This is a genomic window from Paenibacillus sp. FSL R5-0928, assembly GCF_037970385.1.
Taxonomy (GTDB): Bacteria; Bacillota; Bacilli; order Paenibacillales; family Paenibacillaceae; genus Paenibacillus_AQ; species Paenibacillus_AQ odorifer.
The window spans coordinates 1,097,916-1,117,382 of sequence record NZ_CP150225.1 but is presented as its reverse complement, the minus strand read 5'-3'; the positions used below and the strand labels follow the sequence as shown (position 1 = coordinate 1,117,382).

Below are 19,467 nucleotides of genomic sequence, written 5' to 3'. Positions count from 1 at the left end.
ATCCACTATAGTTAATAAGAACTAACGCATTTATGTAATATTAATCCATATTTTTCAACATATCTTATAAAACGACAACAATTATACAAATTATAACAATTACTGTTGGGACTCTAGTAGGAGGATGTCGATTTAAATGTTATTCCGGCAAAGCTGGGGTGCGATCCCCATATATTTTTTAAATAAACGAGAAAAATAGAACGGATCATTATAATGAAGCATACTAGAAATTTCCTTAATTTGTAATGAGGTGTTAAAAAGCAACTTTTTGGCTTCCGCCATTTTTAGACGGTGAATATATTCATGAAGCGGGTATCCACTGCTGCGTCGAACAAGACGACGAAGTGTAGACATCGAAACATGATGTTTTGCCGCTATTTGTTCTAGGTCCATTTCACCATACATGCATAAGTTCAGGTCTTCCCGAATCTGACGCATATAATCAGCCTGAGAATTCCAACTTTTTTCTTCTATTATAAAAGAACACTCCAGCAGCATTCTTTCGAGCAATAATGCTGCCCGATCCGCATCCACAGGTTCTCCGCTCTCCATCCGTTCCAGCACTTCTTCAAATAAGGTAGTAAGACCTACTATAGATTGGGCTTGAAAAACATTTCCCCCGGCTATGAGGCCCGATTCCAGCCATTCGGATACACGCGTGCCATTAAAGTTAATATAATACTCATCCCAGCTGCCTCCCGGTGGTGGACCAAAGTTATAACTGTAACCTGGGCGAAAAAAGTATAAGCTGCCTTCACGCACCTGCTGCTCTTTTCCCCCAATCTCCATGTAGGAGCCACTACCTGACACTATGTAAACAATGGCCCAGTGCTCAAAAACTACACCTGAACGGAATAACGTTCTTCCTGGCAGATGACCTGCCTGTCCCACCCTTATATTCTTGAGCTTCAGCTTGGAGGATTCAACCTTCGGATCAATAATTCTTATTGGATATGGACTGATCATATAATCCATGTGCTTGGACATTATAGGCATTCCTCCCCTTGTTTAGTAGTGATAAGGTTATTGTGAAGATGATCATATTCTACATGAATAAGAGGTGTCCACGCTATGCTTAATCATTCTACACTACTGCTTTTCCCTAATCCGCGTGAAATCACATTGTCACAAGGCTCCTTCCATTTCCCAACAAGCGGAAGCATCGTGCTTCCTAATATGGAAGAACAATCTGCCATGCCAGCTGCACGAAAACTACAGGAAGTGATTGCACAAGCATTGAATCTGCAGCTGACTTTATCCATTGGCTTACGTCCAACCGTTGTATCTGTCTGTAACTTTAACTATGTGCCATTATTGTCTGCACAGGCATATGAGATTGTTGTCGATCAGAAGGGTATCGTTGTCTCCTATAGCTCTCCTGTAGGCGCCTTCTACGCAGCAGCAACCCTGAAACAAATCATAGAACAAAGTGGCAAATCTATACCTCAGCTGCATATTCGCGATGAACCTGATTTTGGAGCCAGAGGCCTGCTCATAGATATCAGCCGCAATAAAATCCCGAAGCAAGAAACCTTGTACCGGATCATTGACCTTATGGCTGATTTGAAGATGAATGAACTTCAGCTATATATAGAAGGTGCTCCGTTCGCTTATGAATCCTTCCCTCAAGTCTGGGAGCTTGAAACCCCAATTACCGGAGAGGAAATCCTGCTTCTGGATGCCTATTGCAAAGCACGTTATATAGAGCTTGTTCCCAATCAGAACAGCTTTGGGCATATGGAGGGCTGGCTCTCTCGTCCAGAATTCAACGCTTTAGCTGAAATTCCCGAAGGCTTTATGCTTCCGAAGAATTTGTATGCGCAGGACGTTTATCCAGAAGGCTTATTTATGCACCCTGGTACTTTTGATACCGAAGATCCTGCTGTACTACCTCTGCTAGACAAAATGTTTGACGATCTGCTACCTTACTTTAGCTCCAATCAGTTTAATGTAGGCTGCGATGAGACCTATGAACTCGGTCTTGGTAAAAATAAAGCTCTGGCAGAAACTCAAGGCAAAGGTCAACTCTATTTATCATTCCTGCAAAAGATTTATGAGTTGGTTACAAAACGTGGCAAAACGATGCAATTCTGGGGCGATATCATTATCCAGCATCCCGAACTGATTCCTCAGCTTCCTAAGGATATTATTGCTATGGAATGGGGTTATAGCGCGGAGCATCCCTTCGAGTCCGATACGCTCAAATTCCATGAAGCAGGTATTCCTTTTTATGTCTGCCCAGGCACCAGCTCATGGAACTCCATTACAGGACGCACAGACAATATGTTAGCCAATCTGCGCAGTGCAGCTATTCATGGCAAAAACAACGGCGCTATCGGTTATCTCATTACGGATTGGGGAGATTTTGGACACTGGCAGCATCTGCCGGTCAGCTATGCCGGCTTCGCCTACGGCGCAGCCCTATCCTGGAGTGTAGATCATAATCTGGAAGCAGATACTGCACAGTATTTAAATAGATTTATTTTTGCAGATCGTTCTGAGGGAATTGGCCAGCTGCTCCTGGATCTCGGCAATTACTATCAGCTTGAATCCAGTATCAACCGTTCAAATGATGCAGAAATGTCCCTGCTGCTGCGTACCCATCTGGACAATTTCCTAATCATAGAGAAGCTTACTGAGGAACACTTCAATAATCTCGAAGAATATCTGCTCTCCATTGAGGCGCGGCTATCGGGGTTAGATCTTCAATGTGAAGATGCTGCTCTTGTGCTGAAAGAACTGAGTAATGGCATCCATTTTGTGAAGCATGCTGTGCAGCTGGGCAGAATCAAGCTACAGTTGACATCAGCACCAGATTCGCTTGATCCTGCGCTGATTACGAAGCAAATCAATGACCTTGATGTACTCCTTCACCAATATCGTCTCTTGTGGACGGAACGCAACCGGCTCGGCGGCTTGGAGCAAAGTATCTCGAAACTTCAACGCCTGCGTAGTCAATATGAAGCATTGAAATCAGAACTCTCCGCATCCGTAAGTTCCTAATCCCTCTTATTAATATTCACTATATAGCTGCTGTTGGGTAAACGAACGTTGAACTAACGCTTTCGGTTCGCCCAACGCAGCTCTTCATATTGATTCTCAAGCATCTCCCGCTCACGTTGCTCGTGTTGTTCCCTGCCAATTCCCTCCTGCTGGCTTTCCTCATCCTCATAGATTCGCCATAGGTCAGAGAACAGATAGTCTTTGATTTCTACCACTTTTCCCTTCAAGATTCCGTTTATCCAAAAAAGTCCCGTGGAAGTACGCATAACCATGCGGCCATCCGGTGTTTCCGCCTTTTGACCCATTCGAATAGCCATAAGCATCTGGCCGAAAGTATACCATTCCATATCTGCTAATACCTCCTAAATTTTAGTTGTAATGGAATAAAGAGAAAGCTATAATCAGGGCAAAAGAACCATTTTCGTAAAAATTTTATAGGAGGGTTGTTATGGATTGGCTAAATGACTACGAAGATGAACTGCGCTTGGTATTCCAAGAAAGCAGACGGATTATTTCTGAATTTCCAGAACCTCTAAATCAACAAGGCATGTCCTATCTTGAGCATTTTAACGTATTTAACGCTGAAAGCCACAAAAATTACATATGTTATCTTTTACCCTTTTGGCTGCAAAAGGGATGCGGAATCTCTGCAGAGGTTACTCGCCAGATGTCGATGGGCAACGTCTTTTTTATGTTGTATTTCTTCATACAGGATGACCTGATGGACAGCCAAGAATCCTCCGCATACGAAAAATTGCCCTTGGCGAATTTGCTTTATGTGGAATTTTTAAATATCTACCGGATACTATTTCCGGAGCCATCCGCTTTCTGGATCTTATTTAATCGTTATATCATGGAGTGGGCAGATAGTGTTAGCAACGAAAATACCAGTGACTATTTTCTTAATGATCGGGTCAAAATTTCCTATAAAGCCAGTCCGCTCAAGCTATCCAGCACCGCTGCCCTTCTGATGTCTGGAAAGAGTGATTTAGTGCCGCAAGCTGAAGAACTTATCCATTCGGTTTTGCTTACACTGCAAATGCTGGATGACTATGAGGACTGGAAAGAAGATTTATCCGCGGGCAACTATAATTGTCTTCTCTCCCTAACTCGCAAACATCTGCCAAACAGCAGTGCAGCTAAACTCACTTCGCAAGAGGTCGAATTTTATCTATTCACTGCAAATGGTCTACATACCTATACGGAATTAGCACACGACACACATAACAAAGTTACAGCTTCCGACCTTAATGCCCCTCATCTTATCGCGTTCCATTCCATGCTAGTAAGTAACTTACAGCAGATCTCTGATTCCATCGAGGCGGACAAGCAGCTCTTGCTAAACGGAGGATTATATCATTGGTTGTCAAAAAATGTCCATTAATTCTATTATTTTGTAATAAAAAGAATAGTATTAGTAGTTTTGCTATGTTATATTATTAAAGGTAAATATATACAATTTGGGAAGGGTGATTATTATGTCAGAAGCAATTCTTAGAAATCAAGTCATTCAAAAGGCATGGGAAGATCCAAGTTTCAAGAAAAGACTACTCTCAGACCCAAAAGCGGCTCTCCAAGAAGCACTAGGCGTAATCATTCCCGACAGCGTTACCTTGAAAGCCGTTGAAGAAGGCTCCAACGAATTCTATCTTGTAATTCCACCAAGTCCTACATCCGATGTATTGAAGGCAACCGCAGCACCACGCGGTTCGTGGTAAGACAACAAGATTAACCCCCTAAGGAGTGAGAATCATCCGGAGCTTCTGCCAATGGCAGTATGGTGATGGATTCGGTTCCCACTCCTTTTTTGCTTGTGAATTTCACTTTACCTTGCATAGCTTCGATGATACGGAAAGTGACCATTAATCCAAGACCTGTGCCTTTATTCTTTTTAGTGAAATAAGGCTCTCCCAATCGGTGCAGGACATCCGCGTCCATCCCTTCCCCGTTGTCTTTGATATGAATAATTACGTTCTCCTCTTCCGCATACACCGACATATAGATAAATCCTTCGTCACGGAAAGATTCAATGCTATTTTTGATAATGTTGATGAAGGCTTGCTTAAACTTCGAGGAATTCCCCTTCACCCATAATTCGCCCGATACATCGAGAATCATTTTTCCTCCATTTAAATGACAAAGCGGCTGCATAATACTCTCAATATGCTTAAATTCATTATACAAATTCAGACTGGAAATCGTCTCAAATTCCGGTTTTGCGAAGGTTAAGAAATCCGTAATGATCCCGGAAGCACGATCCAGCTCACTAAGGGCCATCGACATAAATATTTCCTCTTCACCAACGGATTTCTCGCTAAGCAGCTGAAGGAAACCCCTAGTTACCTGGAGTGGATTCCGCACTTCATGAGCAACAGATGCAGCAAGCTCGCTAATAATTTCCATTTTTTCTGAACGCTGCAATTCGTTGTTAAAACGCTCTAATTCTTTAGAATAGTTAACAACCTGTTGATGGCTATAGGCTAGTCTTCGCTCTAGAATTACGATCAAGGAGATTATGAAGGCAACAATGCCCCACTTCCACAAGAATAAATCATAGTTCCCCTTATGAATGTAATACCACAGTAACTCTGACACTACAGTAAATGCAGCCGTTCCAAAGCCAATGGCAAAAATGATAGCGTCCCTATTCCCTTTAAGCGAAAATATAATCACACATACGATAAGCAAGATGAACTGAAGGATGAGGATGAACCCGATAATAGTGGTGGATACAAAATAATAAAACTCAATATAGCTATTATTCGATAGAAAATTGATCAAAAGACATAGCAAACAAAATGAGGAGTAAATGACTTGAAATTGACGAAAACGACGGACGATCGCATATTTTCCACTGCCAAATATTTTTTCAAATAAAAGAGTAAGCGCCGGTAAAAGTGAGAATAAAGCCAAATCAAGAAATACATTACTAATCGCGCCCAAATTGCTGTAAAAGGTATAAATAAAAGGAGAATAGGTTATCGAGAGAATTCCGGTTGAACCTATTACAACGGCTAGTGAAGCCACACTGGAAAAATAGTCCCTATTAATGTAGAGAGAACTTATAAATAGAACGATAGCCACAAGAAAAAAAGCACAGCCCAAAATCACATCGCTGAGTCCATTTTTAATATAATCATTGATTAACAGGTTGTGTTCACCGATCACTACTTCATTTTTAATTCCGATTCTATCCTGCAGCGTTTCAGTCCAAATGTATAATGTTTTCCCACTATCGCTTTGACTCAAAGGCAACAACAAAGAATAGTTATCCTTAATATAATTACGATCTTCCTCGAAGATTAAACGGTCGTTCACATACACCTTCACATGAAGAGCATATAAAGTATCAATGTAGATTGAAGGGGAGATATAACTAAAGTTAGGTATGGAAATACGAGTCCAAGAAGTGGATACGCCTGATGGCAGATGTGGGATTTCCTTCGTAGCATTCACATTTATCCAATACTGCTGGTCATTATTCTGAGGAACCACTACGCCGCTGTTTTCGCTTCCATCGCCCCATCTCATCTGCCAACTGGTAATTTCTTGGGATGGATATGGGGTCGCTGCTGATACAACAATTGAACTATATCCTATCAGAAGGAGAGTAAGGGCTATTGCTATATGTAGGACTTTAATCATCAAGCGCATATATGCACCTCAGAAGTAAGTATCAGAAACAATATTCTGTCTGTACTACTTCGCTCAGCCCCTCACTCTTTCCTTCTAAAAAACGGAATTATCATAAATTACTTCTAAATTCTTCTAAGTTCTGGTATTTTTACTATAATTTCAGTCCCTTCCCCTTTCTCACTGCGAAACTCAGTGCATCCCTCCATCGCCTCAATAATCCGAAAGGTTACCATCAGTCCAAGCCCCGTTCCTTTGGTCTTATTGGAGTAATAAGGTTCCCCTAACCGAGCCAGCTCATTCCGGTTCATCCCTTCCCCATTATCATGAACACTGATTATTATATGTTTTCCAGACTTCCAGGCTGTGACTTTAATCAGCCCATTGTCCTTTAAAGCTTCAATACTATTTTTGAGAATGTTGATAAACGCTTGCTTGAACTTGGCAGATGATCCAGTAACGTAAAGTCCTGGCTGCAGGTTAAGTTCAATGACGCCCCCTTGCAGATTCGCTAACGGAGAAAGAATACCCGTCACATGCCTCAACTCTTCGGACACATCAAGCTGCTCTACGGTTTCAAGTCCTGGTTTTGCAAAGGTTAGGAAGTCTGTAATAATGAGCGTAGCTCGATCCAGTTCTGTAACCGCCATTTGCAGATATTCCCGCTCCTTTTGATCTGAACGCTCCCCAAGAATCTGCAGAAACCCTCGGGTAACCTGCAATGGATTCCGTACTTCATGCGCAACCGAAGCTGCCAGCTCACTAATAATCTCCATCTTCTCCGAGCGCTGCAAATCATTATTGAACTTCTCAAGCTGATGGGAATATTCAATAAGCTGTTCATGGTTTCTAGTAAACCTTCTTCCCAGAATGACGATTAAGGCAATTACGAAAATCACCACTCCCCATTTCCACCAATATAATTGATAGGATTGGCCCGATACATAGAACATGACCAGTTCGCTAAGAGACATGAAAGCAAATATTGAGAACCCTGTAGTAAAAACAACAGCATCTACATTCCCACGATTCGCATGAATAAACGCTAAGCTGATCAACAATATAAATTGCACAATCATAAGGATACCCAGCACACTCGTAGTCATCAATCTATAAAAGTCATCCAACTGATATGACAAAAGGATATTAACAACCATTAGGGAAAAACAGAATATAGAATAGACAATTTGAAACTTGCGGAATCGGGTAACGATTTTCTTTTTCCCTGGACCAAATATTTTTTCAAAATAAAATGTAAAGGAGGGCAGAAGCGTATATAATGCTACATCAAAGAAAACAAGTACAATCTCTCCATAATCGCCTAGGATTGTCGGCAGGAACGATGAATACGTTACCACTAACACGCCAATGGATAAAATAATCAGCACCAATAGAAATCCGCCGGAAAAATAACCTTTTCTCATGAATAGCGAGCAGATCAGCAGTACAATCGCAATAAAAATAAGCGTCGTTCCAATGATCAGATCCATTAAGCCCTGCTTTACATAAACAGATAACAGCTCATCGTATTGGCCTACTCTTATTTCGCCGTGGATCCCTAAGTCTTTGCTGCCACCATGGGTCCATAAATATAGCTGTTGTCCTCCAACACTTTTGGACAGAGGAATGAAAACCTTACTGCCATTGAAATTAAAATCTTTTCCGGAATCATATATTAATTCGTTATTTAAATAAGCCTTAACATTATTTCCATATACTTTATCTATGAATAACGCAGATTTATCACCAATTTGTGGTAAAGTAAACCGCAGCCAGGCTGAGGTTGCCCCACTTGGAGTCTCTGGGCTTTTCCCATGAGGCATAACACGAGTCCATTCTTCATCAAGAGCTGCCACAGCTTCTTCAATATGATCTACTTCTATACGTTCAAATTTAATCTCCCAATTGGGCAGCGTAGAGTCTGATGATTCAGCACTCACTATCGCCGTACCAAAAGGGACCATAGCGGTCAGCAGTAGAATTAATAAAAAAGCAGCCGCTATATTGGGCTTTGGCAACTTCATCGTAGCACCTCAGTAATTCATTAGTTGTTTAAACGTTCATATATGCTTCTTAATTTCGACAAGCTTCGCACTATCCCTGCCTATTCTTGTAAATTTTCTCGAAAAAGGACGTTTTTCATCGGCTTTTGCTTTCACCCATTTTTACTAATCCAATACAGACATACCCATTTATTGGATCAGCGATTCGATCATGGTCAAACGGGTAAAGATAAACATAGGAAGTTCAAATTTTATCATAAAAAAGGAGTGAACGGCTATGGATAGTTCACCAAATAAAACTGAAGCTGACTTTGAATATGAACGTTATATACAAGCTGATATGGATGAAGAGGATATTGTTGATGATGACGCAGATCCTGTCTTGGTTGGCGATAAATACTTGGCAGCAGATATTGGTTTAAACTCACCTAAGGATGTAATCGAAAGAGATGAGTTGGTGGAATCCGATGCATATCTAGCCGCTAAAACCGCAGGATTAACCCTAGATGATACGGATTATACTAAGGATGAGGAACTCTTGGAGATGGAAGAAGAAGATCAGCCGCTAGAGGATGTTCCAGATGCAGACGATGTATATCCAAATTCCATTATTGACCCTGCCTCCCCGCCAGTGGATGTTATGCCGGGAACAGACGTTTTGAACGGTTCGCAGGGAGAATAGCAGCTTAATATGAATAAAGCCGCCGGGCTATGAGCCCGGCGGCTTTATGTTGTTTCTAAATAACAACATGCTCATTGAGTTAGCAGTTAGCCCTGCATCGTTGTTGGCTGTTCTGCGGGACGAGCAGCGGCGATTTGTGCTTCCAGCTTGCGGGTCTTAACCAATATCGCTGCTACCAGCAGCATCACTCCATTGATTACAAACACCCAGCGAATTGGAATAACCGCGCCCAATAAGCCGCCGATAATCGGTCCAGCCATCGTCGCAAGCTGAGATGCCGCCTGATTCAGGCCAAAGGCCCGTCCACGGAATCCCGGCTCAATTACTTGTACAATCATGGCATTCACTGACGGCAGCACACCTGCATAGAACAAGCCGTAAGCAAAGCGAAGGATAGCGAACTCTACATAGCCCGAAACAAAAAACTGCAGAATATTACCGATGCCGCCCCCGATCAGTCCAATAAATAAGATCATCCCAAAGCCCTTTCGGCTGCCGATTCTGCCCCACTGCGGAGCCATCAGCACCGTAGCAATCCCCACAGCAGAGAACACTATTCCCGAGCTTAGCGAGGCACTATTTTTGGAGATCCCCATGTCCAGTAGATAAATTGGGATTAACGGTTCCAGAATCATAACGGAGAAGGTACTGATTCCCGCCAGCGAGAGCAAAGTAATAAAGGCTCGGTTACTTCTCGCTTCCCTGATATCATCACTTACATGTGACCTTGGAGCCGAACGGTCGAAGTTCTCCTCTTTTGCAAAAAAAGTAGCAATGAGCGCTGAGATAAGTACAATACCCGCCGAGAATAAAAAAGCAATCCGGTTGCTGGTATAATAGCTCACTACACCGCCGATTAATGGCCCAATAATACTACCTGTAGCTCCGGCTGTAGACATAATACTTAAAGCGTACCCCGTCTTATGCTCAGGGGTATTGGTGGCTACCATTGCAATAGCTGCTGGAACAAAACCGGCAAGCAGTCCTTGCAGCACACGCACAATCAAAAAAACATAAGGATCATGTACAAAATAATTAATAAGGTATAAAGCTGCCAGACTAAAACCCGAGCGAATAAGCATCGGTTTCCGACCATACTTGTCGGCTAGCGAACCCCAATAGGGAGAGATTAAAGCGCTGGCAAGAAAGGTTATTCCAAAACTAACCCCTGACCAAATCTCCAAATGATTTGAAACCCCAAGTTCGTCGCTCAAAAAAATGGAAAGGAAGGGAATCGAGATCGAATAAGCTGTACTACAAAAGAAAACCCCTATCCAAAGCACGATCAAATTCCGCTTCCACGAAAAGAGCATCCTATGCACATCCTTTCTCGATGTTCTCTTTGGAAACATCCTACCATTGTAAACTTCTTTTTAAGATGTGCCAATCCCAGAAGTCATAACTGACCTTTGCATGTAATAGGACAAAGGAGGTATTATGGGAAGTACCTACGAGATTATTCAATAAAAAGGAGAGATTATTTAGTGAAGTCTACACGAACAAAATCCGCTATTCTTCTGATCATGTTATGCCTGGTCATGGTTATTGCGGCAGGTTGCGGTAACAAGCCAAACAATAACAATGCAAGCAGTAATAATGGAAGCAGCGGATCAGCACCTGGGGAAGGTGCAGCCCCAACTGAAGGCGTTCCTTCAGCTACGGCAAGTCATCCCTTAGTAACCATTGAAATGGAAGACGGGGATATCATCCAAGCTGAGCTATACCCTGAGGTTGCCCCTAACACCGTAAACAATTTCATCTCACTTATTCAAAAAGGATTTTATGATAACACTATATTCCATAGAGTAATTCCTGACTTCATGATTCAAGGCGGCGACCCTGATGGCACAGGTATGGGAGGCCCGGGTTACAGTATCGCCGGAGAATTCTCTGGCAACGGGTTCACCAATAACCTTCTGCATACAGAAGGTGTTCTATCCATGGCAAGATCACAGGCTCCTGACTCTGCCGGTTCCCAGTTCTTTATTATGGATGCAGCTTACCCTAGTCTAGATGGAAGCTACGCCGCTTTTGGTAAAGTAACCGAAGGTATCGAAGCTGTAAAAAGAATTGTGAGCCTGCCTCGTGACGGTTCTGATCGTCCAGATGAGCCACCAGTAATGAAAAAGGTGACGGTCGACACCTTCGGCGTCACTTACCCAGAACCCCAAAAGGTTCAGTAATTAGGAATAAGCAGAAGCGACGTTACCGTCCTCGAAAGAGGATAAACGTTTCTTGTAGAAATAAAAGAACATAAAAAACTCGGCAGTCCCTCCGAAGTTGTAATCGGATGGAGCTTGCCGAGTTTTTTTACAGCTTATCCCCGCAGCGATCTTCTGGTAAGTGCATGTTGACCATTACGCAGGAAGGTGCTGCGGCTATTTCTTAATAGCGCTATCCGGTCCTCTGCAAGCTGGTTCGCAGCGGCATAAGTAGGTATTCCGTTCAAACGGGAAATTTCCATTACGCGGGTAATATTATCGTAAATCTTCGCCACCTGCTTAAAGGCACGTTCCTTATTATAGCCGTTCAGCTCGTCCGCAATATTAATGACGCCACCTGCATTAATCACGTAATCTGGAGCATATACAATCCCCATCTCATGAAGTGCATCACCATGCGAGGAATCCTTCAGCTGATTATTAGCAGCTCCTGCAATCACTTTCGCCTTGATTACCCGTAAGGATTCGTCGTTAATTGTCGCTCCAAGAGCGCAAGGAGCATAAATATCACAATCTACACTGATGATATCGCCTGGATCTACAGCCTTAGCGCCATAGGCCTCTACTGCACGTTGAACGGCTGGTTTATGGATGTCCGTTACGATAAGCTGTGCTCCTTCTTCATGAAGATGTTTGCACAGTGTAAAGGCCACGTTCCCCACACCTTGAACAGCTACTGTCTTCCCTTCGAGCGAATCACTGCCAAAGGCGGCTTTAGCGGCTGCCTTCATTCCTTGGTAAACACCGTAAGCCGTTGCTGGTGACGGATTGCCCGAAGAACCGTACGTAGGTGAGGTGCCAGTAACATAATCTGTCTCTTGATAAATAATGTTCATGTCCTCTTCCGTAGTCCCTACATCTTCAGCAGTTATGTACCGTCCATTTAAACCTTGTATGTATCTTCCGAAAGCACGGAACATGGCTTCATTTTTATCCTTCTTGGGATCTCCAATGATTACTGTTTTCCCACCACCCAAATTCAGGCCGGATACTGCATTTTTATAGGTCATCCCTTTTGCTAATCGAAGCGCATCAACAATAGCTTCCTCTTCCGTAGCGTAGGTCCACATCCGTGTTCCACCCAGTGCTGGTCCCAGTGTCGTGTCATGAATCGCGATGATCGCCTTTAATCCCGATGCCTTATCCTGACAAAATAATAATTCCTCGTAGTCGTCCCGTTCCAATGCTGCAAACAATTCCATCTCCAATATCCCCTATCCCTTTGTCATATTCCTCATGCTGGTTCAAAGTTCATGCAATTAGAAGAGGATCAGTTGGATCCCCTCCCAAAATATTGTAGCAGAATACGCCGTAAAACAAAAAGAACTCATGTCACCATCTTAACTACTGATGGGGCATGAGCTCTTTTTATCCAATCTACTCTCATAGACAACTGTCAAAATGCTTTACAGTTTAGCAATCGTCTCTGTAAGTACCGGTACGATTTGTGATTTACGGGATACTACACCTTTAAGAAGGGCTTTATTGTCATCAAGCTTCACGTTGTACGCCTGTTCTACTGCACCTGCAACACGGCCCAGAGCCAGACCCACCGAATCGTTGTTGAGGATATCTGTAACTACGAACAGGAACAGATCCAATTCTTTTTCAGCAATAATGGAAGTCAGTGCAGTTTCCAGTTCAGCCTGCTTGGAGAGTACATCATTAACGTCAACCGCGTTCACTTGGGCGATTTCTACTTTGTATTCACCCATTTTGAATTCCTTAGCATCCAAGGAGATCAGTTGAGCGATACTCTTGTCGCTAAGATCAGCACCAGCCTTCAGCATATCAAGGCCGTAGCTTTCTGCATTTACACCAGCGATTTCAGCCAATTCGCGCGCTGCCGCTACATCTTCAGCGGTGCAGGTTGGAGATTTAAACAGCAAGGAATCAGAAATGATTGCAGACAACATCAATCCGGCGATGTCTTTAGGGATAGCTACACCGTTTTCTTTATACATTTTGTTAAGTATAGTAGCAGTACAGCCTACTGGCTCAGCACGATAGTATAACGGATGTGCAGTCTCAAAATTAGCGATCCGGTGATGGTCGATAACTTCAACTACACGCACTCGATCAATGTCATTCGCACTTTGTTGGCGTTCATTATGGTCAACAAGAATAACCTGATTAGCTTCTCCAGCTACGTTCTCTACCAGACGAGGAGCCTCTACTCCGAAATGATCAAGCGCAAATTGCGTTTCACCACTAACGTCTCCCAGACGAACTGGCTCAGCATCCCAGCCTAATTCTTTTTTGAGTGCTGCATAAGCAATTGCCGAACAAATAGTATCCGTATCCGGATTTTTGTGTCCAAAGACCAATGTTTTTTCCATTTCCAATCTCCTTACTATGTTTTAGTGAGATTAATATACCATACATTGATAGCGGCTTCCAGATTGTGCGGGCTGAAAAATTGGTTTAGCCTCTCCCACCTATGGTTGTTCACGTCTGGTCTTTGGAAGCGGATCTGGTTTGGACTCACCATGCAGCGGTTCATTATCGGAGAAAAGATCAGGATTCTCTTTTAGCATCAGGCTTAAAATATCCGTCGTTTCTACTGTTCCACACACTCTAACTAGCGCATCCCCGAAATTCCCCTTACGCATGGCACCGCCTTCCTCAAGCTCGCGTTCCACTTTCCAAAAATGCTCCGACCAAGAGAGACCACAATGTCTGCGAGAAGGCACCATGATTTCATCGCCACCCGGCGTCACAGTATATAATTCCTCATGACTATCCGTCATTCTGCCCGGAATATCCACCCACTCTTCAATACCGTGAATGAACGTATTCCGCCGCAGATCGACGCCCAGCAGTACTATTTCCGCCTTACGATCAAGCAGCTTGCCCCATACTGAACCACGGGCGCATGGCGTATCCCAACGTTCATCCCCTGCAGTAAACGCCTCAGCATCAACACCCAAAGCCGCTACAGAATGAGTCGGATGCCAAGAGCGAACAACGCCCGGACGTTTTCTGAACAGCTCCGGTAATATCCCAACACAAGATGGGGAATCTTGAACAGAGAAGCGTGGATTATCCGCATTAATATAAGCCCATGTATGCGTTGGCAAAACAAGCAGCCCGTCCTTCATATATTCGCTGAGTGCATCCAGCACCGTGTTCGCACCTCCTTCTACTTCGCCAACACTTTTTAACGAGGAATGAACTAGAATGGTCCCCCGTGGATCAATCTCCAACTCCTGTAATTGTTTCATCAAGCTTGTTGTTGTGTGCACTTATACTCTCTCCTTATGTATGAATTAAATTTCATGAAACATTAATATCCACTTGCAAAAGTTTGTTATTACTATTAAAATTATAGTAACTTAATAATATTCACCAATAATTCTATCGATATTAAAAATAATCCACAAACCCTAAGCATTTACACGGAGGTAACTACCATGAGCTTAACGTTAAAAGGACTTCACCATGTCTCAGCTATTACTGGCAAAGCACAGGAGAACTTTAAGTTCTATACAGAGGTACTCGGACTTCGTCTCATTAAAAAAACAGTAAATCAGGATGATATTTCAGTGTACCATTTATTCTATGGAGATGAGAAGGGCAATCCCGGAACCGAATTAACCTTTTTTGAACTTCCGATGGCGGGCCGCAACCGCGAGGGCAATAACAGCATCTCCGCCCTCTCCCTTCGAGTCCCAAGCGATGCCGCACTTACCTATTGGGAGCAACGCTTCACCGAGCTTAACGTGGAGCATGGGACGATACAGGTACTTGGTGGACGCCAGACTTTATCCTTCCGCGATCACGAGAGTCAACGTTTCATTCTCGTATCCGACGAAAATGATAACGGTGTTGCCGGCGGTACTCCTTGGGCTAAAAGCCCAGTGCCTGCCCAATATGGCATTGTAGGCTTAGGTCCCGCACATCTCACAGTCGAAAGTGCAGAACATACAGCGGTGGTGCTGGAGCAGTTGCTTGGCTTCCGCCGTATAGGAACCTACCCTTCAACAGTTGCCTGTCAGCCAGATGTGATCGTATTCGAGACCGGTGAAGGCGGGTCAGGCACTGAGGTACATCTGGAGGAACGCAATGATCTGGATCAAGAGCATTTGGGACGTGGCGGGGTACATCACGTCGCCTTCCGCGTCGATAATGAAGACGAATTGAAGCAATGGATCGAACACATCCGCCAGGCACAGCTTCCTAATTCCGGTTTCGTCGACCGCTTCTACTTCCGTTCCCTCTATTTCCGTGAGCCTAACGGCATCCTTTTCGAGCTAGCTACAGACGGACCAGGTTTTGCTACAGATGAGCCTATGGAAAGTTTAGGTGAATCGCTTGCGCTGCCGCCATTTCTGGAATCGAAACGCCAGCAAATCGAGGCGTATCTGAAGCCGCTGGATACTCGGCAATAAACCTCTTTCAGGTTACTAAATAAAAGGTGTGAGACGCTTATGCGCTCACACCTTATTTTTTTATTGAAGGTTAGTAGCTTTCCCTACAATATCTAGTAGCTCCGAGAGGTTTCGAATTTCGTATTTTGGCTGAACGCCGGACTCATTAATCTTACCGAGCGGGTTAAACCAGCAGGTATCAATCCCATAATTAATTCCGCCTTGAATATCAGAGGTTAAGGAGTCACCCACAATCAATACTTTTTCTTTATCCTCAATCCCCAATTTGGCAAAAGCGTAATCAAAAATCCCGGTCTCTGGCTTCTGACATCCTGCCTCCTCTGAGATAATGATCTGCTCAAATGTATCACTCAGCAGCGAGCCTTGGATTCTGGAAGTTTGCACATCCTTGATTCCATTCGTGATAATCGCCAGGCGGCACTCTGCAAGCTCTCCGCATAGCTCGATCGCTCCCTGCATCAGAAAGGTTCCTTCGCCTAAGAAACGTAGATACGCCTCACTAAATGATTCAGGATCAAGCTCAAGCGCATGTGCAGCAAACAACCGATTGAACCGCTCTACCCGCAGCGCCGCAGATGAAATCCTTCCTTGTTCTAAATCCCTCCACAATGCGTGGTTAATCTCTTGATAACTGGCAGCATAATCTGCTGCACCTGTGGGCATCCCAAAGTGTAGAAAGGCATTAGACAACGCGTGACTTTCTGCCATTCCATAATCAAACAACGTATCGTCGGCATCAAATAAAATAACATCGTATTTCATAAATATCCCCCAAAGAGCTTTTCTCAACAAGGTACTACAGCGATGCTGGCAAGTCAACTTCACACCTCTCACGACAAAATTTTACTTTTTTAAGGTAGATTTAATCGATCTGTGGTATTTTAAAAAGAAAACGGTGGTGAGCGTCATTTTATACGTTTTATCATTTCTAATGTCATTTCTTATCGTCTACTTTCTAATTCCGCCGCTCGGCAAGCTTGCTTTTCGGCTTGATTTTGTGGACAAGCCTCGGCAGGACGTTGAGCGTAAAATTCATAGAGAGCCCATTCCGCTAACGGCCAGCTACGCAATATTTCTCGGATTTTTTGTTACTTATCTGGTGTTCGCGCGTGATTTCTCCATGGAGACTGTCGCATTATTTGTTGGTGGAGTACTGTTGCTGACCATAGGCACGGTGGATGATTGGTACAAAACGAAGGGCAAAGATTTCCCAGCCCTGCCCAAGTTAATTGTACAAGTTAGCGCAGCGATCCTGGTTTATGCTTCTGGCAACGCCTTTACCGGATTTTACAATCCATTTTCAGGTGATTATATCATTTTGCCAGTCATTCTATCGTTTCTGCTGACGATTATCTGGATCTTCGGCGTAACCACTGTTATTAATTTCTCGGATGGCATGGACGGTCTAGCTGGTGCCTTGACGGCCATTTCGGCGGTTACGTTATTCGTAGTCGCACTGGCGAAGGGTCAATCCTCATCTGCCATTATGGCAATTTCGCTGATTGGCGTTACGCTTGCTTATCTGCGCTACAATAAGCCGCCCGCCAAAATCTTTATGGGCGACGCTGGGGCAACCTTTCTCGGCTTCATCCTTGCGGTAATCGCACTCGACGGCGCGTTCAAGCAAGCCACCGTCCTGTCGCTGTTCATCCCTATTCTGGCGCTGGGCGTACCGATCTTCGACAACATTTTTGTCGTAGTCAAACGTTTCATCCAAGGCAAGTCCATTTATCAAGCCGATGCCACCCAGGCTCATTACCGCCTGCTTCGGGCAGGCCTGAACCAGAAGCAGGTCGTTGCCGTGCTTTGCCTGATTAGTGTTTGCCTATCCTTATCCTCTATCATTCTGCTGCTGATTGAGACCTAATGCATTAGGGACTAAGGGCACGTCTCATATACTGAGACTGCCCTTTAAAGTTATAAAAAGAGCAGGATTCCGATATGGAATCTTGCTCTTTTTGTGTTGGAGGGTATTCTAGAGTAGCGAGAGATAGCTAGGATGCGATAGTTTGCCAGAGCTTGCGAGATCTACGGGATCTACGGGATCTACGGTGATCTGCGGGATCTACGGAATCTACGTAGATCCATGGCCAACTCCGCAGCTTTTACTCTTACGGACTCAGTCGCCGTTATTCGCGGATTTTCGGCCATTTAGTGGTGATTTCGGACTCCAGAGACGCTATCTACCCAAAATGGACTCATATTCAGTCTATTTCTACCCAATAGCTGCATTGGAGTCCGATAGCACGCAAATTAGAGTGATTTGTTACTTTTAGCGACTCCTGTGTCCTTTAGCACCCTAACTCCAAATACATCAATCACCCATCGTTCTCTTGCGTAAACTCGGCTAATCTGCGATAAATTCCAACGATCTCTTCCATCGGCATTCTAACTAATCCACTGGAAGAGGGTGCAACAAATTCACGGACACCATCTACCTTTGGAGGCTCGCCCCCTTGAAATCCCCAGTTAGCTTTTGTTCTGCGACTAAACTCTGTATACACACCCTTACCTACAAAACAGGCGACTTGAGGCCGATATTTCTCCAGCTTGGAGCGAAGCAATTCCCGACCCTCCTGGTATTCTTCACGAGTAATATCGTCGATTCCCCGTGTGGGACGGGCAACAATATTTGTAAACCCATAGCCCAGCTTAAGCAAGTCCCCATCCTCAGACGCATCATACAACCGGGGAGCAAGTCCAGACTGATGTAATATTCTCCAAAAATTATTCCGCGGATTCGCGTAATGATGTCCTACCTCGCCAGAACGGATACTAGGATTGAACCCAATAAATACAATCTGTAATCCGTGATCTAAGTGATCTGGAATTTCATCCATGTTATTATGCCTCCTAACTAAACGTCGATCTAGTTCAACTTACGGGGTAAACCCATTAAGACAGGAAGGCGGTATATGACCTGCCAACCATACCTTATTACCCGCATTATAAAAGGTTACACCCATTTGACCCGCTCTAATCGTATCAACAGTTAACAATATCAATTTCCCTCTGCGACTTCCGGCTAAACTGGCAAAATGAGTCCCTTCAGACAAATGAACATACTGCCGTCCCATCGATTGAAGCCCCTCTTCCAAAATCACAGTAAGCACACCAGCATGAGTTCCGTGAAAAAGTACAGCAGGCGGAGTCCCCGGCTCATAAGTGATTTTTGTATGGCTATGCCCGTACCGGGCTTTGATCCGGTCATCAACGATTTCCAATCGTTGCTTGTCGCAACCTGCGACCACTTGCCGAATATCTCCCACAGTCACCTCTGACCATCTAGGAGTGCTTACAATAACAGACAGCAAATCATCCAACCTACAGGAACCATCCCCTGGATCCAAAATAAGACCATATTGCTCCGGGGTATGCCGCAGCAGCTTAGTCATAAACTTACTTAACGACACTTCCGCTGTATTGCTTAACATTATATTTACACCTCAATTTTTCCTATTTATATTATTCTACAGTAAAGGATCTCTTCGAAGTAGATTCCAGAGGCATTACAGCAATCACACATCCATGTA

General features: G+C 43.9%; 18 protein-coding genes. 7 read left to right on the top strand and 11 right to left on the bottom strand.

The genetic code is table 11. The features are described 5' to 3' along the window. Positions 1-132: 132 nt before the first annotated feature. A complete protein-coding gene (locus tag MKZ16_RS04780) occupies positions 133-987 on the bottom strand; it encodes a helix-turn-helix domain-containing protein (RefSeq protein WP_076104220.1) in 855 nt (284 codons plus the stop codon). A gap of 84 nt (positions 988-1,071) precedes the next feature. Here MKZ16_RS04780 and MKZ16_RS04775 point away from each other — a divergent pair, with 84 nt between their 5' ends. Next, positions 1,072-3,003: a glycoside hydrolase family 20 zincin-like fold domain-containing protein gene (locus MKZ16_RS04775; RefSeq protein WP_076104219.1), complete on the top strand. Its 1,932-nt coding sequence runs from the start codon at positions 1,072-1,074 to the stop codon at positions 3,001-3,003. Positions 3,004-3,056: 53 nt separating this feature from the next. On the opposite strand, the gene MKZ16_RS04770 is transcribed toward MKZ16_RS04775, so the two are convergent. Beyond that, a complete protein-coding gene (locus tag MKZ16_RS04770) occupies positions 3,057-3,350 on the bottom strand; it encodes a hypothetical protein (RefSeq protein WP_036676631.1) in 294 nt (97 codons plus the stop codon). A gap of 101 nt (positions 3,351-3,451) precedes the next feature. On the opposite strand from MKZ16_RS04770, the gene MKZ16_RS04765 reads away from it, so the two are divergent. Further along, positions 3,452-4,387 carry a hypothetical protein gene (locus MKZ16_RS04765; protein WP_036676632.1) on the top strand — a complete coding sequence of 312 codons (936 nt, stop codon included), beginning with the start codon at positions 3,452-3,454 and terminating at the stop codon, positions 4,385-4,387. A 94-nt stretch (positions 4,388-4,481) separates the two neighbouring features. Further along, positions 4,482-4,721 carry an NHLP leader peptide family RiPP precursor gene (locus MKZ16_RS04760; RefSeq protein ID WP_170914256.1) on the top strand — a complete coding sequence of 80 codons (240 nt, stop codon included), beginning with the start codon at positions 4,482-4,484 and terminating at the stop codon, positions 4,719-4,721. A 10-nt stretch (positions 4,722-4,731) separates the two neighbouring features. Here the strand turns inward: MKZ16_RS04760 and MKZ16_RS04755 are convergent, their stop codons facing one another. Further along, a complete protein-coding gene (locus MKZ16_RS04755) occupies positions 4,732-6,648 on the bottom strand; it encodes a sensor histidine kinase (RefSeq protein ID WP_244886494.1) in 1,917 nt (638 codons plus the stop codon). 113 nt (positions 6,649-6,761) lie between these two features. Next, positions 6,762-8,660 (bottom strand): sensor histidine kinase, encoded by a 1,899-nt coding sequence (locus tag MKZ16_RS04750; RefSeq protein ID WP_036676638.1) that lies wholly within the window; start codon positions 8,658-8,660, stop codon positions 6,762-6,764. A gap of 256 nt (positions 8,661-8,916) precedes the next feature. Here MKZ16_RS04750 and MKZ16_RS04745 point away from each other — a divergent pair, with 256 nt between their 5' ends. Further along, positions 8,917-9,321, top strand: a complete 405-nt coding sequence (locus MKZ16_RS04745) for a hypothetical protein (protein ID WP_076104218.1) — start codon at positions 8,917-8,919, stop codon at positions 9,319-9,321. Positions 9,322-9,407: 86 nt separating this feature from the next. Here MKZ16_RS04745 and MKZ16_RS04740 read toward each other — a convergent pair whose 3' ends face one another. Further along, entirely contained in the window at positions 9,408-10,634 is a 1,227-nt protein-coding gene (locus tag MKZ16_RS04740; protein ID WP_036680852.1) for an MFS transporter, read from the bottom strand. 210 nt (positions 10,635-10,844) lie between these two features. Between MKZ16_RS04740 and MKZ16_RS04735 the strand changes: the two genes are divergently transcribed. Further along, positions 10,845-11,504: a peptidylprolyl isomerase gene (locus tag MKZ16_RS04735; RefSeq protein WP_051491160.1), complete on the top strand. Its 660-nt coding sequence runs from the start codon at positions 10,845-10,847 to the stop codon at positions 11,502-11,504. Between the two features lie 134 nt (positions 11,505-11,638). Here the strand turns inward: MKZ16_RS04735 and MKZ16_RS04730 are convergent, their stop codons facing one another. From MKZ16_RS04730 to MKZ16_RS04720, 3 genes are all read right to left on the bottom strand, one after another. Further along, entirely contained in the window at positions 11,639-12,745 is a 1,107-nt protein-coding gene (locus MKZ16_RS04730; RefSeq protein ID WP_038568887.1) for a Glu/Leu/Phe/Val dehydrogenase, read from the bottom strand. Positions 12,746-12,949: 204 nt separating this feature from the next. Further along, positions 12,950-13,882, bottom strand: coding sequence for a manganese-dependent inorganic pyrophosphatase (locus tag MKZ16_RS04725; protein WP_036680844.1), 933 nt, complete (start codon positions 13,880-13,882; stop codon positions 12,950-12,952). A gap of 99 nt (positions 13,883-13,981) precedes the next feature. Continuing rightward, on the bottom strand, positions 13,982-14,788 hold the full coding sequence (locus MKZ16_RS04720; RefSeq protein ID WP_052096796.1) for an AAC(3) family N-acetyltransferase: 807 nt from the start codon (positions 14,786-14,788) through the stop codon (positions 13,982-13,984). Positions 14,789-14,956: 168 nt separating this feature from the next. Between MKZ16_RS04720 and MKZ16_RS04715 the strand changes: the two genes are divergently transcribed. After that, complete coding sequence (locus MKZ16_RS04715) at positions 14,957-15,934, top strand: ring-cleaving dioxygenase (protein ID WP_038568883.1); 978 nt, start codon at positions 14,957-14,959, stop codon at positions 15,932-15,934. Positions 15,935-15,994: 60 nt separating this feature from the next. On the opposite strand, the gene MKZ16_RS04710 is transcribed toward MKZ16_RS04715, so the two are convergent. Then, complete coding sequence (locus MKZ16_RS04710) at positions 15,995-16,696, bottom strand: YjjG family noncanonical pyrimidine nucleotidase (protein WP_036680840.1); 702 nt, start codon at positions 16,694-16,696, stop codon at positions 15,995-15,997. A 169-nt stretch (positions 16,697-16,865) separates the two neighbouring features. Here MKZ16_RS04710 and MKZ16_RS04705 point away from each other — a divergent pair, with 169 nt between their 5' ends. Then, entirely contained in the window at positions 16,866-17,801 is a 936-nt protein-coding gene (locus MKZ16_RS04705; protein ID WP_038568881.1) for an MraY family glycosyltransferase, read from the top strand. Between the two features lie 451 nt (positions 17,802-18,252). Here the strand turns inward: MKZ16_RS04705 and MKZ16_RS04700 are convergent, their stop codons facing one another. Continuing rightward, positions 18,253-18,774, bottom strand: coding sequence for a mismatch-specific DNA-glycosylase (locus MKZ16_RS04700; protein WP_076104217.1), 522 nt, complete (start codon positions 18,772-18,774; stop codon positions 18,253-18,255). 39 nt (positions 18,775-18,813) lie between these two features. Further along, positions 18,814-19,368: an RNA 2'-phosphotransferase gene (locus MKZ16_RS04695; protein WP_076104216.1), complete on the bottom strand. Its 555-nt coding sequence runs from the start codon at positions 19,366-19,368 to the stop codon at positions 18,814-18,816. Positions 19,369-19,467 lie beyond the last annotated feature (99 nt).

What these genes read in the sequence shown, in the direction of transcription:
- MKZ16_RS04760 (WP_170914256.1), top strand. Translation starts at nt 4,482, where the DNA reads ATGTCAGAAGCAATTCTTAGAAATCAAGTCATTCAAAAGGCATGGGAA.
- MKZ16_RS04765 (WP_036676632.1), top strand. Translation starts at nt 3,452, where the DNA reads ATGGATTGGCTAAATGACTACGAAGATGAACTGCGCTTGGTATTCCAA.
- MKZ16_RS04745 (WP_076104218.1), top strand. Translation starts at nt 8,917, where the DNA reads ATGGATAGTTCACCAAATAAAACTGAAGCTGACTTTGAATATGAACGT.
- MKZ16_RS04740 (WP_036680852.1), bottom strand. Translation starts at nt 10,634, where the DNA reads ATGCTCTTTTCGTGGAAGCGGAATTTGATCGTGCTTTGGATAGGGGTT.
- MKZ16_RS04730 (WP_038568887.1), bottom strand. Translation starts at nt 12,745, where the DNA reads ATGGAATTGTTTGCAGCATTGGAACGGGACGACTACGAGGAATTATTA.
- MKZ16_RS04715 (WP_038568883.1), top strand. Translation starts at nt 14,957, where the DNA reads ATGAGCTTAACGTTAAAAGGACTTCACCATGTCTCAGCTATTACTGGC.
- MKZ16_RS04705 (WP_038568881.1), top strand. Translation starts at nt 16,866, where the DNA reads ATGTCATTTCTTATCGTCTACTTTCTAATTCCGCCGCTCGGCAAGCTT.
- MKZ16_RS04770 (WP_036676631.1), bottom strand. Translation starts at nt 3,350, where the DNA reads ATGGAATGGTATACTTTCGGCCAGATGCTTATGGCTATTCGAATGGGT.
- MKZ16_RS04695 (WP_076104216.1), bottom strand. Translation starts at nt 19,368, where the DNA reads ATGTTAAGCAATACAGCGGAAGTGTCGTTAAGTAAGTTTATGACTAAG.
- MKZ16_RS04755 (WP_244886494.1), bottom strand. Translation starts at nt 6,648, where the DNA reads ATGATTAAAGTCCTACATATAGCAATAGCCCTTACTCTCCTTCTGATA.
- MKZ16_RS04725 (WP_036680844.1), bottom strand. Translation starts at nt 13,882, where the DNA reads ATGGAAAAAACATTGGTCTTTGGACACAAAAATCCGGATACGGATACT.
- MKZ16_RS04735 (WP_051491160.1), top strand. Translation starts at nt 10,845, where the DNA reads ATGTTATGCCTGGTCATGGTTATTGCGGCAGGTTGCGGTAACAAGCCA.
- MKZ16_RS04775 (WP_076104219.1), top strand. Translation starts at nt 1,072, where the DNA reads ATGCTTAATCATTCTACACTACTGCTTTTCCCTAATCCGCGTGAAATC.
- MKZ16_RS04780 (WP_076104220.1), bottom strand. Translation starts at nt 987, where the DNA reads ATGTCCAAGCACATGGATTATATGATCAGTCCATATCCAATAAGAATT.
- MKZ16_RS04750 (WP_036676638.1), bottom strand. Translation starts at nt 8,660, where the DNA reads ATGAAGTTGCCAAAGCCCAATATAGCGGCTGCTTTTTTATTAATTCTA.
- MKZ16_RS04710 (WP_036680840.1), bottom strand. Translation starts at nt 16,696, where the DNA reads ATGAAATACGATGTTATTTTATTTGATGCCGACGATACGTTGTTTGAT.
- MKZ16_RS04700 (WP_076104217.1), bottom strand. Translation starts at nt 18,774, where the DNA reads ATGGATGAAATTCCAGATCACTTAGATCACGGATTACAGATTGTATTT.